This window comes from Streptomyces sp. NPDC006739 (genome assembly GCF_042869815.1).
Lineage (GTDB): Bacteria > Actinomycetota > Actinomycetes > Streptomycetales > Streptomycetaceae > Streptomyces.
On the sequence record NZ_JBIAGM010000004.1, the window covers coordinates 518,726 to 541,337 of the forward strand.

20 protein-coding genes are annotated in these 22,612 nt (G+C 72.1%); 14 read left to right on the forward strand and 6 right to left on the reverse strand.

Going from position 1 to position 22,612, the window contains the following annotated elements; all coding sequences use genetic code 11:
• The first annotated feature begins 20 nt into the window (after positions 1 to 20).
• Positions 21 to 1,190, forward strand: a complete 1,170-nt coding sequence (locus tag ACFYMM_RS12190; RefSeq protein ID WP_388385738.1) for an NADH-quinone oxidoreductase subunit D — start codon at positions 21 to 23, stop codon at positions 1,188 to 1,190.
• On the opposite strand, the gene ACFYMM_RS12195 is transcribed toward ACFYMM_RS12190, so the two are convergent.
• Positions 1,155 to 2,234 (reverse strand): SAM-dependent methyltransferase, encoded by a 1,080-nt coding sequence (locus ACFYMM_RS12195; RefSeq protein WP_388385739.1) that lies wholly within the window; start codon positions 2,232 to 2,234, stop codon positions 1,155 to 1,157. The two genes, ACFYMM_RS12190 and ACFYMM_RS12195, sit on opposite strands and share 36 nt — an antisense overlap.
• A 118-nt stretch (positions 2,235 to 2,352) precedes the next feature.
• On the opposite strand from ACFYMM_RS12195, the gene ACFYMM_RS12200 reads away from it, so the two are divergent.
• Together ACFYMM_RS12200 and ACFYMM_RS12205 are read left to right on the forward strand one after the other, a co-directional pair.
• Entirely contained in the window at positions 2,353 to 3,558 is a 1,206-nt protein-coding gene (locus ACFYMM_RS12200) for a sensor histidine kinase (RefSeq protein WP_388385740.1), read from the forward strand.
• Positions 3,559 to 3,621: 63 nt separating this feature from the next.
• Entirely contained in the window at positions 3,622 to 4,296 is a 675-nt protein-coding gene (locus tag ACFYMM_RS12205; RefSeq protein WP_388385741.1) for a response regulator, read from the forward strand.
• A gap of 23 nt (positions 4,297 to 4,319) precedes the next feature.
• Here ACFYMM_RS12205 and ACFYMM_RS12210 read toward each other — a convergent pair whose 3' ends face one another.
• A complete protein-coding gene (locus tag ACFYMM_RS12210; protein ID WP_388385742.1) occupies positions 4,320 to 5,516 on the reverse strand; it encodes a threonine aldolase family protein in 1,197 nt (398 codons plus the stop codon).
• 208 nt (positions 5,517 to 5,724) lie between these two features.
• Here ACFYMM_RS12210 and ACFYMM_RS12215 point away from each other — a divergent pair, with 208 nt between their 5' ends.
• From ACFYMM_RS12215 to ACFYMM_RS12260, 10 genes are all read left to right on the forward strand, one after another.
• The gene (locus ACFYMM_RS12215) at positions 5,725 to 6,687 is read left to right on the forward strand and encodes a Rossmann-like and DUF2520 domain-containing protein (RefSeq protein WP_388385743.1); all 963 of its coding nucleotides are present in this window, start codon (positions 5,725 to 5,727) and stop codon (positions 6,685 to 6,687) included.
• Complete coding sequence (panC, locus tag ACFYMM_RS12220) at positions 6,687 to 7,688, forward strand: pantoate--beta-alanine ligase (protein WP_388385744.1); 1,002 nt, start codon at positions 6,687 to 6,689, stop codon at positions 7,686 to 7,688. The genes ACFYMM_RS12215 and panC overlap by 1 nt, the downstream gene beginning before the upstream one ends.
• A complete protein-coding gene (locus ACFYMM_RS12225; protein WP_388385745.1) occupies positions 7,685 to 9,406 on the forward strand; it encodes an L-aspartate oxidase in 1,722 nt (573 codons plus the stop codon). The genes panC and ACFYMM_RS12225 overlap by 4 nt, the downstream gene beginning before the upstream one ends.
• A gap of 5 nt (positions 9,407 to 9,411) precedes the next feature.
• Positions 9,412 to 10,395, forward strand: a complete 984-nt coding sequence (gene nadC / locus ACFYMM_RS12230) for a carboxylating nicotinate-nucleotide diphosphorylase (RefSeq protein WP_388385746.1) — start codon at positions 9,412 to 9,414, stop codon at positions 10,393 to 10,395.
• Between the two features lie 5 nt (positions 10,396 to 10,400).
• A complete protein-coding gene (locus ACFYMM_RS12235; RefSeq protein ID WP_388385747.1) occupies positions 10,401 to 11,198 on the forward strand; it encodes a type III pantothenate kinase in 798 nt (265 codons plus the stop codon).
• Between the two features lie 533 nt (positions 11,199 to 11,731).
• The gene (locus ACFYMM_RS12240; RefSeq protein WP_388385803.1) at positions 11,732 to 12,376 is read left to right on the forward strand and encodes a hypothetical protein; all 645 of its coding nucleotides are present in this window, start codon (positions 11,732 to 11,734) and stop codon (positions 12,374 to 12,376) included.
• Positions 12,377 to 12,441: 65 nt separating this feature from the next.
• A complete protein-coding gene (locus ACFYMM_RS12245) occupies positions 12,442 to 12,621 on the forward strand; it encodes a hypothetical protein (protein WP_388385748.1) in 180 nt (59 codons plus the stop codon).
• A gap of 190 nt (positions 12,622 to 12,811) precedes the next feature.
• Positions 12,812 to 13,195 (forward strand): BlaI/MecI/CopY family transcriptional regulator, encoded by a 384-nt coding sequence (locus ACFYMM_RS12250; protein ID WP_388385749.1) that lies wholly within the window; start codon positions 12,812 to 12,814, stop codon positions 13,193 to 13,195.
• Between the two features lie 9 nt (positions 13,196 to 13,204).
• Complete coding sequence (locus tag ACFYMM_RS12255) at positions 13,205 to 13,738, forward strand: amino-acid N-acetyltransferase (protein ID WP_388385750.1); 534 nt, start codon at positions 13,205 to 13,207, stop codon at positions 13,736 to 13,738.
• Positions 13,739 to 13,941: 203 nt separating this feature from the next.
• Positions 13,942 to 14,277 carry an Lsr2 family protein gene (locus tag ACFYMM_RS12260; protein ID WP_388385751.1) on the forward strand — a complete coding sequence of 112 codons (336 nt, stop codon included), beginning with the start codon at positions 13,942 to 13,944 and terminating at the stop codon, positions 14,275 to 14,277.
• Here the strand turns inward: ACFYMM_RS12260 and ACFYMM_RS12265 are convergent.
• Positions 14,256 to 14,924: an SCO3374 family protein gene (locus ACFYMM_RS12265; RefSeq protein WP_388385752.1), complete on the reverse strand. Its 669-nt coding sequence runs from the start codon at positions 14,922 to 14,924 to the stop codon at positions 14,256 to 14,258. The two genes, ACFYMM_RS12260 and ACFYMM_RS12265, sit on opposite strands and share 22 nt — an antisense overlap.
• A gap of 430 nt (positions 14,925 to 15,354) precedes the next feature.
• Between ACFYMM_RS12265 and ACFYMM_RS12270 the strand changes: the two genes are divergently transcribed.
• Positions 15,355 to 17,880, forward strand: a complete 2,526-nt coding sequence (locus ACFYMM_RS12270) for an ATP-dependent Clp protease ATP-binding subunit (RefSeq protein ID WP_388385753.1) — start codon at positions 15,355 to 15,357, stop codon at positions 17,878 to 17,880.
• A 66-nt stretch (positions 17,881 to 17,946) separates the two neighbouring features.
• Here ACFYMM_RS12270 and ACFYMM_RS12275 read toward each other — a convergent pair whose 3' ends face one another.
• The 3 genes from ACFYMM_RS12275 to ACFYMM_RS12285 all read right to left on the reverse strand — a co-directional run bounded on the left by ACFYMM_RS12275 (position 17,947) and on the right by ACFYMM_RS12285 (position 22,516).
• Positions 17,947 to 18,564 (reverse strand): HAD family acid phosphatase, encoded by a 618-nt coding sequence (locus tag ACFYMM_RS12275; protein ID WP_388385754.1) that lies wholly within the window; start codon positions 18,562 to 18,564, stop codon positions 17,947 to 17,949.
• 144 nt (positions 18,565 to 18,708) lie between these two features.
• Positions 18,709 to 21,831 carry an NACHT domain-containing protein gene (locus ACFYMM_RS12280; RefSeq protein WP_388385755.1) on the reverse strand — a complete coding sequence of 1,041 codons (3,123 nt, stop codon included), beginning with the start codon at positions 21,829 to 21,831 and terminating at the stop codon, positions 18,709 to 18,711.
• A gap of 88 nt (positions 21,832 to 21,919) precedes the next feature.
• Positions 21,920 to 22,516: a TetR/AcrR family transcriptional regulator gene (locus tag ACFYMM_RS12285; RefSeq protein ID WP_388385756.1), complete on the reverse strand. Its 597-nt coding sequence runs from the start codon at positions 22,514 to 22,516 to the stop codon at positions 21,920 to 21,922.
• Positions 22,517 to 22,612: the final 96 nt, after the last annotated feature.

A 22,612-nucleotide genomic window follows, 5' to 3' on the forward strand; every position in this document is an offset into this window, starting at 1 on the left:
ACGTAGGGGAGACTGGGGACATGACGTCCCTGCCCCCTCCGCACCCCGCGACCCGGACCACGGTCGGGATCGGCGGCGCCGCGGAGAGCACCGACATGGTGCTCAACATCGGCCCCCAGCACCCGTCCACGCACGGCGTGCTGCGGCTCAAGCTCGTGCTGGACGGCGAGCGCATCCTGAGCGCCGAGCCGGTGATCGGCTATATGCACCGGGGCGCGGAGAAGCTCTTCGAGGCGCGCGACTACCGGCAGATCATCATGCTCGCCAACCGTCACGACTGGCTGTCGGCGTTCTCCAACGAGCTGGGCGTGGTACTCGCCGTGGAGCGGATGCTCGGCATGGAGGTCCCCGAGCGCGCGGTGTGGACGCGCACGCTGCTGGCCGAGCTGAACCGGGTCCTCAACCACCTGATGTTCCTGGGCTCGTACCCGCTGGAGCTGGGCGGCATCACGCCGGTCTTCTACGCGTTCCGGGAGCGCGAGGTGCTCCAGAACGTCATGGAGGAAGTCTCCGGCGGGCGCATGCACTACATGTTCAACCGCGTCGGCGGCCTCAAGGAGGACGTGCCGGCCGGCTGGACGGCACGCGCGCGTGCCGCCGTGGCCGCCGTGCGCTCGCGGATGGACGTCTTCGACGACCTCGTGCTCGGCAACGAGATCTTCCGGGGGCGCACGCGGGGCGTGGGCGCGCTCACGCCCCGGGCGGTGCACGCGTACGGCGTGAGCGGTCCCATCGCGCGCGCCTCGGGCGTCGACTTCGACCTGCGCCGCGACGAGCCCTATCTGGCCTACGGCGAGCTGCGGGACACCCTGCGGGTGGTCACCCGGTCCGAGGGGGACTGCCTGGCCCGGTTCGAGTGCCTGCTGGAGCAGACGCACAACGCGCTGGAGCTGGCCGACGCCTGCCTCGACCGGCTCGCCGAGCTGCCGCCCGGGCCGATCAACCAGCGGCTCCCGAAGGTCCTGAAGGCACCCGAGGGCCACACCTACGCCTGGACCGAGAACCCGCTCGGCATCAACGGCTACTACCTGGTCAGCAAGGGCGAGAAGACGCCCTACCGGCTGAAGCTGCGCTCGGCCTCGTTCAACAACATCCAGGTGCTGACCGAGCTGCTGCCGGGGACGCTGGTGGCGGACATGGTGGCGATCCTCGGCTCAATGTTCTTCGTGGTCGGGGACATCGACAAATAGGCCGGGCAGGCCGGGCAGGTCCGGTGGGTCCGGGAGGGCTACCGGCTGCAGCAGCCAGCCGAAGTCGCCGAGGCCGCCCGGCGCGGTGAGTTCGGCGGCCTCTCCGGCACTCGCCAGGGCGCGCACGTAGGCCCGGGGGTCCGTCGAGGCGAGCGCGAGCGGGGGGCGCGCGCCGGTGATGCCCAGGGCGCGCAGCGCGGCCCGCTGGGACACCAGGCGTGCGTCGGGGAGCGTGCGCGCCGTGCCAAGGGCTGCGCAGGCATCGAGCGCCGCGCAGGCGTCCAGCGCCACGTGCGCCGTGATGTCGCACGACCCGTCCGGCACGGGCGCCGTCTCGCGCCCCTCCCTGAAGCCGGTGAGTGTCCCGAACGGGGGACGCGCGTCCAGGGTGTGCGCGTAGTCCACCGCCACCGCGAGCCCCCGCTCCACGCCGGATACGGCCGCCGCCCACGCCTCGTCCCGGGGCAGGCCGATCTCCGCGCGCAGCCCCTCCTCGGCCGGCAGCGGCCACCACCGCGCCAGCCACCCCGCCTCCGGTCCCGACACCGGCTCCCCGAGCCGCTCGCGCCCGTCGTCGCGGACGAGCACCCGCCGCGCCACGCCGGCCGTGTCCACCTCCGCGACGTCCACCGGTACGTTGTCCAGCCACTCGTTGGCGAACAGCAGCCCGGTGATCCCCGCCGGGGGTTCGCTCAGCCAGGTGATCCTCTCGTCGAGGCCCTCGGGGCGGCCGGCCAGCTCGACGGCGTACCCGCGCGCGCGGGCGGCCACCTCGACGGGCAGCGCGGCCAGCACCCCCGTGACCAGCTCTCCCCGCCCGGCCCCCAGGTCGACGAAGTCCAGCGTGCCGGGGCGGCCCAGCGTCTCGTCGAGACGGCACAGCAGCCGGGCCACGGCCCGTGCGAACAGCGGCGAGGCGTGCACGGACGTACGGAAGTGACCGGCCGGGCCCTCGGGCCGCCGGTAGAAGCCGCCGGGCCCGTACAGCGCCGCCCCCGCCGCCGCCCGCCAGCCCCGCCATTCCACGGTGTTCCCATCCGTCACCCGGACAGACTAGGCGCACAGGTGATCACGTCCTCCACCTTGCGGAGTACGCGCGCCTGGAACGGATCGAACCTCCGGTTGACCCCTGCACGCATCCGGCTTCCCTACGCTGGGTTACGTGCAGCGCCTCTACGATTTCCTCCGCCGGCACCCGACATGGGTCGACACCTTCTGGGCCGTCGTCCTGTTCGGGATCTCGGGCGTGAGCGTGAACAACCTGAGCGGGGCGCCGAACCACCACGGATCGGTCGCCGGCGGCCTCGCCGTCTCCGCCGTCCTGTGTGTCGCCGTGGCGCTGCGCCGCCGCTTCCCGGAGCCGATGCTGCTGCTGGTCGCCGCGACCGGCGTGGCCCAGCTGGTGCTGGACGTGGAGTACGGCGTCTCCGACTTCGCCATGCTGGTGGTCACCTACACGGTCGCCGCGGTCGGCGCGCGCTGGGCCTCCCGGTTCGCGCTGGTCATCAGCCTGTTCGCGGCGACCCTGGCGCAGCTGCGCTGGCCGGCCACCGATGCGAGCGTGCTGGGGCAGGCCGCGGTGGTGGTGTTCCAGACGGTCCCGTTCGCGCTGGCCTGGGTGCTGGGCGACTCCATGCGCACCCGCCGCGCCTACTTCGCGCAGCTGGAGGAGCGCGCCGCCCGCCTGGAGAAGGAGCGCGAGGCCCAGTCGAAGGTCGCGGTCGCCGCCGAGCGCGCCCGGATCGCCCGCGAGCTGCACGACGTGGTCGCGCACAACGTGTCGGTGATGGTGGTGCAGGCCGACGGCGCCGCCTACGTCCTCGACGCCGCGCCCGACCAGGCGAAGAAGGCCCTGGAGACGATCTCCTCCACCGGCCGCCAGGCCCTCGCCGAGATGCGCCGCCTGCTGGGCGTGCTGCGCACCGGGGAGCACCGGGAGAGCGGCGAGTACGTGCCGCAGCCGGACGTGGAGCAGATCGACGACCTCGTCGAGCAGTGCCGCACCTCGGGCCTGCCCGTGGACTTCAAGGTCGAGGGCACCCCGCGCCCGCTGCCCAGCGGCGTCGAGCTGACCGCCTACCGCATCGTGCAGGAGGCGCTGACCAACACCCGCAAGCACGGTGGGCCGAACGCGGGCGCGAGCGTGCGGCTGGTCTACTTCGACGACGGCCTCGGCCTGCTCGTCGAGGACGACGGCAAGGGCGCCCCGCACGAGCTGTACGAGGAGGGCGGCGCCGACGGCCAGGGCCACGGGCTGATCGGGATGCGCGAGCGGGTCGGCATGGTCGGCGGCACCCTCGACGCGGGCCCCCGTCCGGGCGGAGGATTCCGCATCAGTGCGCTCCTCCCGCTCAAACCCGCGCACTGACACCGACGCACGCCCCCTGTTGACACCTGTCACGCCCCGGCACAACCCATGGAAGAGGACCCGATGACGATCCGCGTGATGCTCGTCGACGACCAGGTGCTGCTGCGCACCGGATTCCGGATGGTGCTCGCCGCCCAGCCGGACATGGAGGTCGTCGCGGAGGCGGGCGACGGCGTCGAGGCCCTCCAGGTGCTGCGCGGCACCGCCGTGGACGTCGTCCTGATGGACGTGCGCATGCCGAAGCTGGACGGTGTGGAGGCCACCCGGCGCATCTGCTCGGAGCCCGACCCGCCGAAGGTGCTGATCCTGACCACCTTCGACCTCGACGAGTACGCGTTCTCCGGGCTGAAGGCGGGCGCCTCCGGGTTCATGCTCAAGGACGTGCCGCCCGGCGAACTGCTGGCCGCGATCCGTTCCGTGCACAGCGGCGACGCCGTGGTCGCCCCGTCCACCACCCGGCGCCTGCTGGACCGCTTCGCGCCGATGCTGCCCGCCACCGGCGGCGAGCCCCGGCACAAGGAGCTGGAGCGGCTCACCGACCGGGAGCGGGAGGTCATGGTGCTGGTCGCCCAGGGCCTGTCCAACGGCGAGATCGCGGCCCGGCTGGTGCTCTCCGAGGCCACGGTCAAGACCCACGTGGGCCGCATCCTGACCAAGCTCGGCCTCAGGGACCGGGTGCAGGTGGTGGTGCTGGCCTACGAGACGGGACTGGTACGGGCGGGCGGCTCACACGGCTGACCCGCCCGCCCCCGGCAGGCGCGTCACCCGCCCGCCCCCGGCAGGCGCGTCACGAAGTCCGCGACGGCCGCTCGCACGTCGTCCGCCGTCCACTCCAGACCGGCGGCGGAGACGGTCACCTCGGTGCAGGACAGCCCCGGGCCCCTGGCACCCCAGAAGGCTGGGAACAGGTAGGTGCCGGTCTCCTCGGCCTGGCGTACGGCCGCCTCCGTCAGCACGTCGGACCCGTACGGCAGCCAGACCTGGAACTCGTGCGTGTGCGGGACCTCGGGATGCACGCGCGCCCACGGCACCCCGGCCCGCGCGAACCCCTCGCGCAGCGCGGCGGCCACCACGCGCGCGTGGCGCACGTAGTCCGGCAGCCGCGGCAGCTCCCGCTCCAGGCCGCCGAGCGCCGCGAGGACGGTCGGGAACTGCTGGAAGACCAGGCCGCCGTATCGGTGCCGCCATGTCTTCGCCTGTTCGACCAGCGTCTTCGGACCGGCCAGCGCGGCGCCGCCGAAGCCGTCCAGGGACTTGTAGAACGAGACGTAGACGCTGTCCGCCAGGTCCGCGATCTCGTGCAGCGGGCGTCCGAGGTGGACGGTGCACTCCCACAGGCGCGCACCGTCGAAGTGCACCACCGCGTCGCGCTCCCGGGCCGCCTCGACGACCTCCGTCAGCTCTTCCCAGGAGGGCAGCACGAAACCGGCGTCCCGCAGCGGGAGTTCCAGCATCAGCGCCCCGAAGGGCTCCGGGAAGTCGCGTATCTCCTCGGCCGTGGGCAGCCGGGGCTCGCTGGTGACGCGCACCGGGCGCAGTCCGGCGACCTCGCTGAACGCGTCCCGTTCGTGCTGGACCGGGTGGGAGAGCGCGTGCAGTGCCACCGTACGGTCGCCGGTGCGGGCCGCCCAGCAGCGCAGCGCGACCTGCTGGGCCATCGTGCCCGTGGGGAAGAACGCGGCGGCCTCCGTGCCCAGCAGGGCGGCGACCCGCTCCTCCAGGGCCGCGACGACCCCGTTGCCGTAGATGTCGCCCCGCTCGTCCAGGTCGTACACCTCGGACGCCGTGTCCCGCAGCCACGCGAGCCGCTCGCGGAGGGTGCCGTGCAGGCCCTCGCGCGCCAGGAGGCGCGTGGCCCGGCGGTGTGCGGCCGTGCGCCGCTCACGCATGTCCGGCTTCCCCGGCCCGTCCGCGGGACCCTCGTGCTCGTCGTCGTGTGCCGTCGCCTCGTCGCTCATGCCCTGGATGATGCCGTGGCGGACGGCGGACGGTCGCCGGAATTTCCGTCCGGGCTCAGCCCGCGGTCCCGCCCGGTGTTCCGTCCGGCGGGGGTGTTCCGTCGCCCACAGCCTGTGGACGACGGATCGGCCCCGGACCGGATAGCGTTAACATGACGAGAAATCGTCCGGTACCCAGAGCGGACTGGAACGGGAAGGCCACCGTCGCGTGAGTACAGTCCACCAGCCAGACCTCAAGGACCGCCCCGCGCGGCTCACCGTAGGCGTCGTCGGCGCCGGCCGGGTGGGCCCCGCCCTGGCCGCGTCCCTCCAGCTCGCCGGGCACCGCCCGGTGGCCGTCTCGGCGGTCTCCGACGCCTCCAGGCGGCGCGCCGAACTGATGCTGCCCGACGTCCCCGTCGTCCCGCCCGCCGAGGTCCTGGAGCGCGCCGACCTGGTGCTGCTCACCGTCCCCGACGACGCCCTGCCCGGCCTGGTGGCCGGCCTCGCCGAGACCGGCGCCGTACGCCCCGGGCAGCTGCTCGTGCACACCTCCGGCCGGTACGGCGCGAGGGTCCTGGACCCCGCCCTGCGCGCGGGCGCGCTGCCGCTGGCCCTGCACCCCGCGATGACCTTCACCGGCACCCCGGTGGACGTGCAGCGGCTGGCCGGCTGCTCCTTCGGGGTCACCGCGCCCGAGGAGCTGCGGCTGGCCGCCGAAGCCCTGGTCATCGAGATGGGCGGCGAGCCCGAGTGGATCTCCGAGGAGAACCGCCCGCTCTACCACGCGGCCCTCGCCCTCGGCGCCAACCATCTGGTCACCCTGGTCGCCCAGTCCATGGAGCTGCTGCGCGGCGCCGGCGTCGCGGCCCCCGACCGGATGCTCGGCCCGCTGCTCGGCGCCGCCCTGGACAACGCGCTGCGATCCGGGGACGCGGCACTGACCGGGCCCGTCGCGCGCGGGGACGCCGGCACGGTCGCCGCGCACGTCACCGAGCTGCGCCGGCACGCCCCGCAGACCGTCGCGGGCTACCTCGCGATGGCCCGCGCGACCGCCGACCGGGCGCTGGCCCACGGACTGCTCAAGCCGGAACTCGCCGAAGACCTCCTCGGCGTGCTGGCCGACGGAGCGGGCGGCACGAACGGAACCCACGGCACGAACGGCACCGACGGGACCGAGGGGAACGCCTGATGACCACCACCCTGCTGAGCACCGCCGACGAACTGCACGCGCGCGTACGGCACGGCCGCCGCGCGGTCGTGATGACCATGGGCGCCCTGCACGAGGGCCACGCCACGCTGATCCGCGCCGCGCGCGGGATCGCCGGACCGGACGGCGAGGTCGTCGTCACCGTCTTCGTCAACCCCCTCCAGTTCGGCGCGGGCGAGGACCTCGACCGCTACCCGCGCACCCTGGAAGCCGACCTGAAGATCGCCGAACAGTCCGGCGCGGACGCCGTGTTCGCCCCCTCGGCCGACGAGGTCTACCCCGGCGGACAGCCCCAGGTGCGCATCTCCGCGGGCCCCATGGGCGAGCGCCTGGAAGGCGCCTCGCGGCCCGGGCACTTCGACGGCATGCTCACCGTCGTCGCCAAGCTGCTCCACCTCACCCGCCCCGACGTGGCCCTGTACGGCCAGAAGGACGCCCAGCAGCTGGCCCTGATCCGCCGCATGGCGCGGGACCTGAACTTCGGCGTCGAGATCCTCGCCGTACCGACCGTGCGCGAGGAGGACGGCCTGGCGCTGTCCAGCCGCAACCGCTACCTCTCGTCCGACGAGCGGCGCACCGCCCTCGCCCTGTCCCGGGCGCTGTTCGCCGGCCGCGACCGGCACGCCGCGCAGGAGGCGCTGCGCGCGCGGGCGCTTGAAGTGCCCTCCACGCACGCGCGTGCCGAGGCGCTCAGCGCCATAGGGGAGTCCCGCGCGGCGGCCGACGCGCACGCCGTGGCCAAGGTCGCGCCCGGTGCCCCGACGGCCGTCCGCGCCGCCGCCCGGCTGGTACTGGACGAGGCCGGCCGCCTCGACCCGCCGCTCGAACTGGACTACCTCGCCCTCGTCGACCCCGCCGACTTCACCGAGATCGACGACGACTTCACCGGCGAGGCCGTCCTCGCCGTCGCCGCCCGGGTCGGGACGACCCGGTTGATCGACAACCTCCCCCTGACCTTCGGATCCCTCGGAGCCGCCTCGTGACCAGCACAGGCATACGTCTGCACGCGCCCGCCCCCGGGTGGTCCATCACCGCGGACGTGATCGTCGTCGGTTCCGGGGTGGCCGGTCTGACCGCCGCCCTGCGCTGCGAGGCCGCCGGCCTGGCGACCGTGGTCGTCACCAAGGCCCGCCTCGACGACGGCTCCACCCGGTGGGCCCAGGGCGGCATCGCCGCCGCCCTGGGCGAGGGCGACACCCCCGAACAGCACCTGGACGACACCCTGGTGGCGGGCGCGGGCCTGTGCGACGAGGAGGCCGTACGGATCCTCGTCACCGAGGGACCCGACGCCGTACGGCGGCTGATCTCCACCGGCGCGCACTTCGACACCGACGACGAGGGCGACATCCAGCTCACCCGCGAGGGCGGCCACCACCGCCGCCGGATCGCCCACGCGGGCGGGGACGCCACCGGCGCGGAGATCTCCCGGGCCCTCGTGGAGGCCGCACGCGCGCGCGGGGTGCGCATGATCGAGAACGCCCTGGTGCTGGACCTGCTCACCGACGCCGACGGCCGTACGGCGGGCGTCACCCTGCACGTGATGGGCGAGGGCCAGCACGACGGCGTGGGGGCCGTGCACGCACCCGCCGTGGTCCTCGCCACCGGCGGCATGGGCCAGGTGTTCTCCGCGACCACCAACCCGTCCGTCTCCACGGGCGACGGCGTGGCCCTCGCGCTGCGGGCCGGCGCGGAGGTCTCCGATCTGGAGTTCGTGCAGTTCCACCCGACCGTGCTGTTCCTCGGCGCCGACGCGGAGGGCCAGCAGCCGCTGGTCTCCGAGGCGGTGCGCGGCGAGGGCGCCCACCTGGTCGACGGTGACGGCGTGCGCTTCATGGTGGGACAGCACGAGCTGGCCGAGCTGGCGCCGCGCGACATCGTCGCCAAGGGGATCATGCGGCGCATGCAGGAGCAGGACGCCGAACACATGTTCCTCGACGCCCGGCACTTCGGCGCCGCCATGTGGGAGCACCGTTTCCCGACGATCCTGGCCGCCTGCCGGGCCAACGGCATCGACCCGGTCACCGAGCCCGTCCCGGTCGCCCCGGCCGCCCACTACGCCTCCGGAGGCGTCCGCACCGACGCCCGGGGCCGTACGACCGTCCCGGGCCTGTACGCGTGCGGCGAGGTCGCCTGCACCGGCGTGCACGGCGCCAACCGGCTCGCCTCCAACTCCCTCCTGGAGGGCCTGGTCTACGCCGAGCGGATCGCCGCCGACATCGCCGCGAGCCGGGCGGCCGACGGCCTCCACGCGCGCGTGCCCGAGCCGGTCCCGCAGCCCGGCCGGCCCGCGCACCCGCTGCTCGCCGCCGAGGCGCGGTTCGCCATCCAGCGGACCATGACCGAGGGCGCCGGTGTGCTGCGCTCCGCGGAGTCCCTCGGGAAGGCCGCCGACCAGCTGCAGCGGCTGCACAGCGAGGCCCGCGACGCCCTCGACGAGAACGGCAAGACCGCCGAGCCCGGCGTCGACACCTGGGAGGCCACCAACCTCCTGTGCGTGGCCCGCGTCCTGGTGGCCGCCGCGCTGCTGCGCGAGGAGACCCGCGGCTGCCACTGGCGCGAGGACCGCGCCGACCGCGACGACGCCCACTGGCGGCGGCACATCGTCGTACGGCTGAATCCGGACCGGACGCTGGCCGTACGCACCACGGACACCGCAGACTTCCCCCCTACCCGGCAACACCAGCGTCCCCAGGAGCAGTGACAGAAGTGAGCACCGACGACCTTCCCCTCGCCCCGACCGGTGGCTGCGGCGACGGCTGTGCCTGTGGCGCGGACGACGAGGGGTACGCAGAGTACGCGGAGTGCGGGCTCGACCCCGCGCTCGCCCAGCTCCTGGCCGACGCCGGACTCGATCCGGTGGAGATCGAGGACATCGCCAACGTCGCCATCCAGGAGGACCTGGACGGCGGCGTGGACGTGACCACCGTCGCGACCATCCCCGAGGACGCGGTGGCCACCGGCGACTTCACCGCGCGCGAGGCGGGCGTGGCGGCGGGCCTCAGGGTCGCCGAGGCCGTGCTGTCGGTGGTGTGCACGGACGAGTTCGAGGTCGAGCGGCACGTGGAGGACGGCGACCGGGTGGCGGCCGGGCAGAAGCTGCTGTCGGTCACCACCCGTACGCGTGACCTGCTGACCGCCGAGCGCAGCGCGCTGAACATCCTGTGCCGCCTCTCCGGCGTCGCGACGGCCACGCGCGCGTGGGCGGACGTCCTGGAGGGCACCGGGGCGAAGGTCCGCGACACCCGCAAGACCACGCCGGGGCTGCGGTCGCTGGAGAAGTACGCGGTGCGCTGCGGCGGAGGCGTCAACCACCGTATGTCGCTGTCCGACGCGGCGCTGGTCAAGGACAACCACGTGGTGGCCGCCGGCGGCGTGGCGCAGGCCTTCAAGGCCGTACGGGAGGCCTTCCCGGAGCTGGCGATCGAGGTCGAGGTCGACACGCTGCACCAGCTGCGCGAGGTCGTCGACGCGGGCGCGGACCTGATCCTGCTGGACAACTTCACGCCGATCGAGTGCGAGGAGGCCGTCGCCGTCGTCGGCGGGCGCGCGCTGCTGGAGGCCTCCGGCCGGCTGACCCTGGACAACGCGCGGGCGTACGCGGAGACCGGAGTCGACTACCTGGCCGTCGGTGCCCTGACCCACTCCTCGCCGATCCTCGACATCGGCCTGGACCTGCGCGAGGCGGAGTAACGGCCATGCTCCTCACGATCGACGTGGGTAACACGCACACCGTTCTGGGCTTGTTCGACGGCGAGGAGATCGTCGAGCACTGGCGCATCTCCACGGACGCGCGCCGCACGGCGGACGAGCTGGCGGTGCTGCTCCAGGGGCTGATGGGGATGCACCCGCTGCTCGGGGAGGAGCTGGGCGACGGCATCGACGGGATCGCGATCTGCGCGACCGTGCCCTCCGTGCTGCACGAGCTGCGCGAGGTGACCCGGCGGTACTACGGCGACGTGCCGGCCGTGCTGGTGGAGCCGGGCGTGAAGACGGGCGTGCCGATCCTCACCGACAACCCCAAGGAGGTCGGCGCGGACCGGATCATCAACGCGGTGGCGGCCGTCGAGCTGTACGGGGGGCCCGCGATCGTCGTGGACTTCGGTACGGCGACGACGTTCGACGCGGTGTCCGCGCGCGGGGAGTACGTCGGCGGCGTCATCGCGCCCGGCATCGAGATCTCCGTGGAGGCGCTGGGGGTCAAGGGCGCCCAGCTGCGGAAGATCGAGGTGGCCCGGCCGCGCAGTGTGATCGGCAAGAACACGGTCGAGGCCATGCAGGCGGGGATCGTCTTCGGGTTCGCCGGGCAGGTGGACGGCGTGGTGAGCCGGATGGCCCGCGAGCTGGCCGACGACCCGGAGGAGGTGACCGTGATCGCCACGGGCGGACTGGCCCCGATGGTGCTCGGCGAGTCCTCCGTGATCGACGAACACGAACCGTGGCTGACGCTGATCGGACTACGTCTGGTGTACGAGCGGAACGTCGCACGCATGTGAGTTCTTTGGCAGTCGCCGGAGCGGGCGGGGTCGAGGGTGAGGAAGCGGGTTCCGTCCCGCCCTCGCGGCACCCCGGACGCTTGGCGCCCGGTGCGGGGGTCTGCGGGGCCGGTGGGCCGGCGGCTCTGCGGCCGGGTGGCCCGGTCACCGGGTGATGCTGCCGTCCCAATGGGCTGCGGCCTTGCGGCCGTTGGGCCCAGCGGCCGGTAGCCCGGTGACCCTGCGGGACCGTTGCTCCACGGGCCCTGGGATCTGGGCTCCTGCGGTCCGGCGGCCTCGCGGCTGCGAGGCCCTGCGGCCCCGTTGGGACGTTGCGCCCGGTGGCCCGGTGGCCCGGTGGCCCGGTGGCCCGGTGGCCCGGTGGCCCGGTGGCCCGGTGGCCCGGTGGCCCACGCTCCTGCGGCCTGCGGCCTGCGGTCGCCCCGCCCGTCCCGTGGGTGAAAGACCCGCGCCACACCTCGACCCTGTGCCTTGTTTGTCTGATTAGCGCGTATTGTCGGCATATGCCCACGCCCTATGGATCCCGCGGCGGCATGGCGTTCGGTGTGGAGGAGCTGCGTGTGCTCCGCCGCGCCCTCGCTCTCGCCCTCCACTCCGGTCCCGCTTCCGCCGGGGACGTCCAGGACTGTTTCCGGCTCGCCGAGTCGCTCGACGAGGCGGTGCGCGAGGGCGCCCGGCTGCGCGCCTTCCTGGTGGCCGACCTCGCCCGGTACCGGGCCGCGCTGCCAGGTACCGCCTCCGGATACCTCACGCTGCTGGAAGAGGTGCTGGGCGCCGGGTACCGGCCGACAGGGGACGATCTGGCCGCGCTGCGGGCCCTGCGCGGCAACCCCCTCGCCGCGGCCCTCCTGGACCGCTGTGAGGCGCTCGCCGGGCCGGACGCGCGGGCACGCGTCACGCGCGTGCCCGCCGCACGGACCCGGCTGCTCGCGCTCCCCGGCGGCGCGGCGGCCGAGGCTCGTGACGAGGGCCAGGGCAAGCCCGCCCCCGGCCCCGTGCGCAAGCCGCCCGCCGAGAAGCCCGCGCACCGCCCCAGGCCCCCCGAGAGGCCCGCCGAACGCCCCGGAGAAGACCCGGAGGCCCCCAAGCGCCCCATCCCGACCCCCGGCGAGGTCTTCCCCCGCCGCAGGCCGACCCCGCCCCCGGCGAACCCGTCCCGCCGGCTCGCCGTCGGCTGACTCCTGTGCGGCGGTTCGCCCACCCCGCCCCTTTCGCCCGGTCCGCCATGGCTACTCTTGGAGGCATGGACTACGTCTCCGCGCTCGTGCCCCCGGTCGTGATGGCCGCGTTCTTCATCGGTCTGGTCCGGGTGATCGTGAAGACCCAGGGCGGGGCCGCCAAGGCCAAGGAGGACGCCGCCGTGGATGCCGCGCTCGCGCGCGCGGAGAGCGCCCGCCAGGCCTCCTCCGCCGGCGACGCCTGAACGGCCCGGCCCCGGCACCCGGCTCCGCACCTCCCCGGCGTACGACTCCACCCACCCGCGTTTTCGAGTCGTACGCCCCTTTTTGTGCCCATTTGTGACTGAATGCGCACGTCCGGCGGGCCATTGCCGGGATCTCCCACTATTGTTCTGAGCTGTGCCTCGCCCATTGGGAGAACTCGAAGACGCGGTCATGACGCGGGTGTGGAAGTGGAACCGCCCCGTCACCGTTCGAGAAGTCCTGGAAGATCTTCAGCAGGAACGGTCCATCGCCTACACGACGGTGATGACCGTTTTGGACAATCTCCATCAGAAGGGCTGGGTGCGCCGTGAGGCGGAAGGCCGGGCCTATCGATATGAGGCCGTCTCCACGCGCGCCGCGTACGCCGCCGCCCTGATGAACGACGCCTGGTCGCAGAGCGACAACCCCGCCGCCGCTCTCGTCGCGTTCTTCGGGATGATGAGCGACGAACAGCGCCAGGCCCTCAGGGACGCCGTGCGCATCGTCCAGGGACCGGAAACCCGGGAAGAGGAGAACCAGAACCCCGGCTCCGCCCGGGACGGCGGCGGGCGATAGCGTCCGCTCATGTCAGCAGAGCGCCCCGCAGTCACCGCAAAAGCCATCACCGTACGGCGGGCCCGGACCAGCGATGTCCCGGCCGTGCGCCACCTCCTCGACGCCTACGTCCGCGGTCGCATCCTGCTCGACAAAGCCACCGTCACCCTTTACGAGGACATCCAGGAGTTCTGGGTCGCCGAACGGGACGACAACGCCGAGGTGGTCGGCTGCGGCGCGCTGCACGTCATGTGGGAGGACCTCGCGGAAGTCCGCACTCTCGCGGTGAAGCCGGGCCTGAAGGGCGCCGGCGTCGGTCACCGGTTGCTGGAGAAGTTGCTGGAGACCGCCCGCTGGCTCGGCGTTCGCCGGGTTTTCTGTCTGACCTTCGAAGTCGACTTCTTCGGGAAGCACGGCTTCGTGGAGATCGGCGAGACGCCCGTCGACACCGATGTCTACGCCGAGCTGTTGCGTTCCTATGACGAGGGCGTCGCGGAGTTCCTCGGTCTCGAACGAGTGAAACCGAACACCCTGGGCAACAGCCGGATGCTTCTGCATCTGTGATCGTCATTGCCCCGGTGCCCTATGTCCGAAACGCGCATGTTTCCGGACTGGGGCCGCCCCCTGAGTCTTCCCCAGGGGTTTGTGTTTTTCCGGCAAAAGCGGTTTGCTTTCCGACGTACTGCAGTACTGCATATAACAGGGGGCGGCGAAACGGCGGACGCCGCAGACCCCCGGCCCTCACGTTTTCGATGAAAGGAAATCCGGTGGCACAGAAGGTTCAGGTCCTTCTTGTCGATGACCTCGACGGCGGCGAGGCAGACGAGACCGTGACGTTCGCGCTCGACGGCAAGACGTACGAGATCGATCTCACGACCACCAATGCGGACAAGCTGCGCGGCCTTCTCGACCCGTATGTGAAGGGCGGCCGTCGCACCGGAGGCCGTGCTTCGGGTGGGCGTGGAAAGACCCGTGCCGCTTCCGGCGGCAGCCAGGACACCGCGCAGATCCGCGCCTGGGCGAAGGAGAACGGTTACGAGGTCAATGACCGCGGCCGAGTTCCCGCGTCCATTCGCGAGGCTTACGAGAAGGCCAACGGCTGAGTCTGGTGGCGGACGGCCGGCTGGGCGTGGGGGCGCCGCAGCCGGACGCGGTGGCAGTGTGTCGCCACCGTCTCCACCAGTCGTACGAGATCGGGGGCGTCCTGCGCGCCCCCCAAGGCCGACAGGGTCGGCAGCGAGGCCTCGACCTCGCGCCCCGGCTCGGGGGGCCGCAGCCACACGGCGGCCCCCTGCACGGGACCCACGAGGGGCACGGCGGCGCGGCCGCGGGGCGGACGTCCGCCGGCGAAGACCGGCTCGGGCGGAACCGGAGCGTCCATGTGACCGCCCTCGCCCAGGGCCAGCAGGTCCGGCGCCAGCGCGCCCCATTCCAGCCACTCCAGCAGCCCCGGCAGCTCCTCGGCGCTGCCCGCGGCCACCAGCAGCCGCATGCGGTCGCCCTGGAGCGCCACCGGAGAGCCCGCAGTCAGCCGCCTCAGCCCCGCCGCACCGGCCTCGGCCGGTACGTCCAGGACGTCGAAGCGCACACCCGTCACCAATCGGAGCGGCGCGCCGGGCACGGTTTCCCACCCCAGGTCGTTCTCGTACCAGTGCCGGGCGCGGACCTCCGGACGGACGCCCGGACGGAGCGGATCCGGTGGGCGACGAGGAAGGGGGACGGTGGAGATGGTGGGAAGAGTGCCGACCATGCCAGGAGCAACCGCCGAGACGGCCCCCGGGTTACGTTGTGTGCCCGACTGATCGCACACAGTGCCCGACGGAGGGGTGTGCGGGGGCACGGAGGGGCGCAAGGTTGTTCGCCCATAGCGGAGGGAACCCGTGCACGCGGCATGGACCGTCCGTGGCTGCGGGTAAGACATCCCTAGTGGGAGGGGGCGACACGCAGGACGGGCCGTCTCACGTTCGCCATCGGCGTACTGGCGAGAGGGGTAACTGTCTGGCCTGCGGGAACATCGTCTCGCACCATCGGGTTGGAGCAGATGTCGGCGTTCGGGGTCAGGAGGCCATCGACGGTGTCGGCAGTTGGAATGAGCGGTCCCCGCTTGCGGGACTAAGCTGCGGAAGGACAGGGAGGGGAAGTTCCCCCCACTGCCTGACCGCTCTGAGGAGCGATTAACGATGTTCGAGAGGTTCACCGACCGCGCGCGGCGGGTTGTCGTCCTGGCTCAGGAAGAAGCCCGGATGCTCAACCACAACTACATCGGCACCGAGCACATCCTCCTGGGCCTGATCCACGAGGGTGAGGGTGTCGCCGCCAAGGCCCTTGAGAGCCTCGGGATTTCGCTCGAGGCGGTCCGCCAGCAGGTGGAGGAGATCATCGGGCAGGGGCAGCAGGCCCCGTCCGGGCACATCCCCTTCACCCCCCGTGCCAAGAAGGTCCTGGAGCTGTCGCTCCGCGAGGCCCTTCAGCTGGGCCACAACTACATCGGCACGGAGCACATCCTGCTCGGCCTGATCCGTGAGGGCGAGGGCGTCGCCGCCCAGGTCCTGGTCAAGCTGGGCGCTGATCTCAACCGGGTGCGGCAGCAGGTCATCCAGCTGCTCTCCGGTTACCAGGGCAAGGAGACCGCCACCGCCGGCGGCCCTGCCGAGGGCACCCCCTCGACGTCCCTGGTCCTCGACCAGTTCGGCCGGAACCTCACCCAGGCCGCTCGTGAGTCCAAGCTCGACCCGGTCATCGGGCGCGAGAAGGAGATCGAGCGGGTCATGCAGGTGCTGTCCCGCCGTACCAAGAACAACCCGGTGCTGATCGGTGAGCCCGGCGTCGGCAAGACCGCCGTCGTCGAGGGCCTCGCCCAGGCCATCGTCAAGGGCGAGGTGCCCGAGACCCTCAAGGACAAGCACCTCTACACCCTCGACCTCGGTGCCCTGGTCGCCGGCTCCCGCTACCGCGGTGACTTCGAGGAGCGCCTGAAGAAGGTGCTCAAGGAGATCCGCACCCGCGGCGACATCATCCTGTTCATCGACGAGCTCCACACGCTGGTGGGCGCGGGTGCCGCCGAGGGTGCCATCGACGCGGCCTCCATCCTGAAGCCGATGCTGGCCCGCGGTGAGCTGCAGACCATCGGTGCGACCACGCTGGACGAGTACCGCAAGCACCTGGAGAAGGACGCGGCCCTGGAGCGCCGCTTCCAGCCCATCCAGGTCGCCGAGCCGTCCCTGCCGCACACGATCGAGATCCTCAAGGGTCTGCGCGACCGGTACGAGGCCCACCACCGCGTCTCCATCACGGACGAGGCCCTGGTCCAGGCCGCCACCCTGGCCGACCGGTACATCTCGGACCGCTTCCTGCCGGACAAGGCGATCGACCTGATCGACGAGGCCGGTTCCCGGATGCGCATCCGCCGGATGACCGCGCCGCCGGACCTCCGCGAGTTCGACGAGAAGATCGCCGCCGTCCGCCGGGACAAGGAGTCCGCGATCGACTCGCAGGACTTCGAGAAGGCCGCCTCCCTGCGCGACAAGGAGAAGCAGCTCCTGGCCGCGAAGGCCAAGCGCGAGAAGGAATGGAAGGCCGGCGACATGGACGTCGTCGCCGAGGTCGACGGCGAGCTGATCGCCGAGGTCCTCGCGACCGCCACCGGCATCCCGGTCTTCAAGCTGACCGAGGAGGAGTCCAGCCGCCTGCTCCGCATGGAGGACGAGCTCCACAAGCGGGTCATCGGCCAGGTCGACGCCGTCAAGGCGCTGTCGAAGGCGATCCGCCGTACGCGTGCCGGTCTGAAGGACCCGAAGCGTCCGGGTGGTTCGTTCATCTTCGCCGGCCCGTCCGGTGTCGGTAAGACCGAGCTGTCCAAGGCGCTCGCCGAGTTCCTCTTCGGTGACGAGGACGCGCTGATCTCCCTCGACATGTCGGAGTTCAGCGAGAAGCACACGGTGTCGCGGCTCTTCGGTTCGCCCCCCGGATACGTGGGCTACGAAGAGGGCGGCCAGCTGACCGAGAAGGTCCGTCGCAAGCCGTTCTCCGTCGTCCTCTTCGACGAGGTGGAGAAGGCCCACCCGGACATCTTCAACTCGCTGCTGCAGATCCTGGAGGACGGTCGCCTGACCGACTCCCAGGGCCGGGTCGTGGACTTCAAGAACACGGTCATCATCATGACGACCAACCTCGGCACCCGGGACATCTCCAAGGGCTTCAACCTGGGCTTCGCGGCCTCGGGTGACACGAAGACCAACTACGAGCGCATGAAGAACAAGGTCTCGGACGAGCTGAAGCAGCACTTCCGGCCCGAGTTCCTCAACCGTGTCGACGACGTGGTCGTCTTCCCGCAGCTGACGCAGGAGGACATCCTGCGGATCGTCGACCTGATGATCGGCAAGGTGGACGAGCGCCTCAAGGACCGGGACATGGGCATCGAGCTGTCCCAGGGCGCCAAGGAGCTGCTGTCCAAGAAGGGTTACGACCCCGTGCTGGGTGCCCGGCCGCTGCGTCGTACGATCCAGCGCGAGATCGAGGACTCGCTCTCCGAGAAGATCCTCTTCGGCGAGCTGCGTCCCGGCCACATCGTGGTCGTGGACACCGAGGGCGAGGGCGACGCCAAGACCTTCACCTTCCGGGGTGAGGAGAAGTCGGCGCTCCCCGACGTCCCGCCGATCGAGCAGGCGGCCGGCGGTGCCGGGCCGAACCTGAGCAAGGACGCGTAGCCCTCCGGGGACGCGCGTGAGAAGGGGCCGGTGCCTTGGGCACCGGCCCCTTCGCGTCGCGCTCCGTCAGGACAGCTGCCCGTTGTAGTCCGGCAGCTTGAAGGTCTTCTCGGCGTGGCCGCCCGACAGGTCACTGGCGGTGTTGCCGATGTTCGCGATGATCGTGTAGCCCTTGTTCTCGATGTCGACGCGCTGGGCGGTCTTGTACGCGGCGACGTCCTTGAACAGGTCGAGGAAGCCGCGGACGTAGAGCCCGGAGACGTCGTAGCCGTCCTGCTGGAGGTTCCACTCGGTGGGCTCTTCGATGATGCCCGGACGGGCGGTGACGAAGAAGAGCGAGACGCCGTGCTGCTGCGCGTACTGGGCGACGTTCAGGACCGGCTTGTTGGCCGGCTGCGGGAAGCTGAAGCCGAAGTCGGTCTCCAGCGTGGTGTTGTCGATGTCGAACACGATCGCCTGCTTCTCGCCCGGCTTCCCGGCGGCGATACGGTCCTTCAGGTACGGCAGCGCCTGGTCCATGACCGCCTGGCAGTCCTTCTGCCAGGTGGCGTAGTCGACCTTGGCGGCGGCGGCCGCGGTGCTCGTGGTCGTGGTCGCGGCGTGGGCCGGGGCGGCCATCGCGGCGAGCGCGGCCACCGAGACGGCGGTGACGGATACGCGGCGCGCCCAGGGGCGTCTGGTCATCGTGGGGGTCCTCTCACGTCCGTACGCATCCGTACGGTGCCTGCGGTGCCTGGTGTGGATCAGGTGTCAGGTGCATGTTCTGTGGTGAGGGTGACGCGAGGAGAACCGTAGGGTTACCGGAGGGTAGGCGTACAGAGATGTACATCACACCGAGCTGTGAACTCGCCTGACCGCAGGGGCTGTTGGGAATGCCGCGAGGACCTCGGGCGGGATCTTGGTGGCCGGACTCGCGGTGACGATCTCCACGGTGCGCAGGCCCGGGAACGTACGGAGGATGTGGGAGACGTCCTCGTCCCCCTTGAAGCGGTTGAGCCGCAGCCGGGTGACGCGCGGCAGCGGCGGCCCGCTCCAGCCGACGTTCTGCCAGTTGATGTGCAGCTCGTCGAGTTCCGGCAGCCGGACGATCTCCTCGAAGTCCTCCGGGCGCAGCAGGGCGGGGCGGATCGCCAGGCTCAGCTGCCTCAGAGAGCGCAGCCGGTGCAGCCCGCGCAGCCCGGTGTGCGCCACCGAGCCCTTGGCGAGCCGCAGATAGCGCAGGGACACGTCCCGTGGAAGGGCCTCGTCGAGGGAGTCCGCGTCCAGGGCCGTGGCGAGGTCGAGCGCGTGCAGGGTCGGATGGCCGTCCAGTGGTGCCAGGGCGCCTTCGCGGGCCAGCGCGTGGACGGAGGTCACGGACAGCCAGCCCAGCGGCAGACCGGCCACCGGGGCGAGGCTGTCCACGAGCGGGCAGGCGTTGAGGTCCAGGGAGGTGAGCCGGCGCAGGGACGCCAGGCAGGACAGGTCCCGCAGCGCCAGGTTGCCGTTCAGGTGGAGGGCGGTGACCGCGTCCGGCACCAGAGCGGCACCCAGCTCCGGCCCGGTGACGTCACCGACGACCTGGACGGCCGGGCGTCCGCCGAGCTCCCGCAGCAGGCGCAGCTGCTCGGCGGAGTGCGCGCAGAAGAAGAGCCCGTCGGCCCGCAGATGGGCGACGACGTCCTCGGCGTACCGCCGGGCCGGGAAGCGGTGCCAGGTCCACGACAGCTGGGACCGCACCATGATCGCCGGATGGTCCCGGAACCGTGCCAGCACCGGCACCGACGCCTCCGTCCCGATGAGCGACGCGGTGACGACGACCGCCCGCGCCTCGGCGTCGGAGAGCCCCTCCGGTCCCGGCAGCAGTTCCAGCGCGAGCGGACCGGCGGAGGCCAGGGCGCGGGCCTCCTCCGTGGTGCGGGGCGGGATGAGCGCGGCGGCGTTCTCCTCGACGGTGCCCCGCACCGCCGGGTCGAGCTGCGTGGCGTGTTCCAGACAGGCCAGGGCGAGCAGCCGTACGCGCACGCTCGCGGGCTCGGACAGCCGGTTCGCGGACTCGGTCAGGGCGCCCAGCAGCTCGGCCCGTTCACGCGGCCGGGCGTGCGCCACCGCCATCCGCACCACGTCCGCCCACTGCTCGTCCGCCGCGCCCCGCACCAGCAGTCCGAAGTCGCCGTCCTCCACCGCCGCCCTGGCGCCCAGGTAGTCCTGGAAGGTGCGGTGGACGAACTCGACGGTCCCGGCGGCCGGTTCGCGCAGCAGACCGCTGCGCAGGAGCAGATGGTCCAGGATCCCTCCGGCGTCCCCCTGGCCGGCGGCGGCCGGCAGGGAGGGCAGGACGTCGGCGATGATCCGCAGCGCCCGGTCCCGGTCCAGCTCGGACTCGTTGTTGCGGATCAGCCAGTAGGCGAGTCGCTGGAGCAGCTGGATCTGCGGGAGTTCGCCGAGGCGTATGCCGTCGTCGCCCTCGAACATGTCCCGTTCCACGTCCCGGCGCACCAGCAGCATCGACAGGGCGGCGTCGTACAACTCCTGTCGACCGTGCGGCAGATAGCCGCGCCGGTCACGGTGCAGGGCGCAGATCAGCCCGCACATCAGCGGGTTGGTGGCGAGGCGGGCCAGGTCGGGCTTGGTCTCGACGGCGTCGAGGAGGGTCTGCAGGTAGCCGTCGAGGCGCTCGCGTTCCGGCTCCGGGGCGTCCGCGCGGGCGGCGGCGTGCCAGCGGGTGACGAAGGCGGCCACGTCGTCGCGGCTCATGGGGGTGAGGGCCAGCTCGGTGAAGCCGTCGGCGGTGAGCCAGTCCTCGCGTACGGCGGAGGGGCGGGAGGTCACCAGCCAGGCGTTGCCCGGGTACGCGTCCAGCAGGTCGCGCAGCCAGCGGCGGGTGCGTTCGCGCTCGCGCTCGGGTATCTCGTCGACGCCGTCGACCAGCAGCAGCCCGCGTCCGGCGGCCAGGACCCGGTCGGCCCAGCCGTCGGGCTGGCCGGCGTGGAAGGGGACGCGGGCGGCGGACAGGAAGGCGTCGGGGGCGGGCAGGCCGTCGGGGCGGCGGACCAGGGTGCGCAGGGGCAGGACGAAGGGGACGCGGTCGCCGTGCTCGCCCCGGGCCGCGGTCACCGCGAGCCACTGTACGAGCGTGGTCTTGCCGGAGCCGGCGATGCCGCGCAGCAGTACCCGGTCGTGCTCGTCGAGGGCCTGGTCGGCGGGCCGGGCGGGGGCGGCGGAGGCCGGCAGCCCGGCCGGACCGCCCACCTCGGCGTCCTCGGCCGGCCCGAGGGCCTGAAGGCTGAGGTAGGCGGCGTCCAGGGGCCAGCGGTCGGGGGAGTTGACCAGGTCGATGCCGTAGATGGTGAGCCTGCCGTGCCGGGTGGCGACATGGGCGAGGTAGCGCCGCTCGAAGGCGGTGTCGGTTCCGTCGGGCGGTGGGGTGCGGGCGATCAACTCGTCCACCTTGGCGAGCAGTTCCGCCTGGCCCCGGGTCTGCTCGACGAGCGTACGGGCGACGAAGGAGGACCGTCGGGTGAAGAAGTCGACGATGTGCAGGCAGGCCCACGCGGTGATCGAGTCGAGGAAGAGGGCGGCATCGGCGGACAGGCCCGGGGCAGGTGCCCGTCGTGACAGGGCCCGGGCCAGTTCCCCGTGACCCAGCCGGACCGCCTGTACGTCGTCCATGTCGAGGTCGCCCAGGGCGGTCAGCCGGTCCGCGAGGGCGTGTCCGACCGGTTCCTCCTCGTCCGCCGGGAAGGGCCGCTCGCCCGGTGACGCCAGGGCCTGGCGGACCAGCCGCGCCGCGAGGCGCCGTACGTCCTGGTCGGTCAGCGTCCGCTTCTCGCCCCGGAAGGACACCAGGGCCGACAGCCGCACCGGCTTGTCGACCAGCGCCGCGCCAGGTCCCTCCCGTACGAACAGCTTCCGCACGGCCGGGCCGACCAGGCTCGACGCGAGCTTGGTGCCGAGCACCGACGGGTCCATCCCCGCCCACCCCCCGTAGTCGCGAACGCGGGTCAGCGTAGCGCCGGTGGCGTCCCGGCGTCCGTCTCCCGCGCCCTCCGGGGGCCTCTCAGCTCGTGCGGGTGCCGCGGTGGGCCTGGGTGACCAGGTCGACGGCGACCTCCAGAACGGCCTCGCGTTTCTTCTGGGCGTCGCCTTCCAGGTCCTGCATCACGAACATCCCCGCGTGCAGCGTGAACATGGCGCTGACACAGCGGACCTGGTCGACGAGGGGCGCCTCGGGGTCGATGAAGATGCTCCTGAGGTCGCGCATCCGGTCCTTGAAGGTGTCGCCGATGCGCAGCTCCCGTACCGTCGCCTGGTTCTCCTGCATGAACCGGAAGAGGGGTTCCGCGCCGGCCAGGGCCAGGCTGTAGCGCCGTACGATCTCCTGCTTGATCTCCAGGGTGTGCGGCTGGTCCCTGCCCCACTCGATCAGGTCCTGGATCGGCTGCGTCAGATCCTCGAAGAGGCTGACGATGATCTCTTCCTTGGTCTTGAAGTGGTAGTAGAGCGCCGCCTTGGTGACGTCGAGCCGCTCGGCGATCTCTCTCAGGGACGTCTTCTCGTAGCCCTGCTCGGCGAAGAGTTCGAGCGCGACGTCCTGGATGCGCTGGCGGGTGTTGCCGCGGCGCTGCTGCTTGGTGCCGTCCATGGTGACGCCCATCCTCGTACTCCTCGCGCCGCCGAAGAAACTTACTTGACGACCGGCTAGTGACATCGCTACCTTCCCGAGTGTACTGAACTAGCCGGGCGGCAAGTA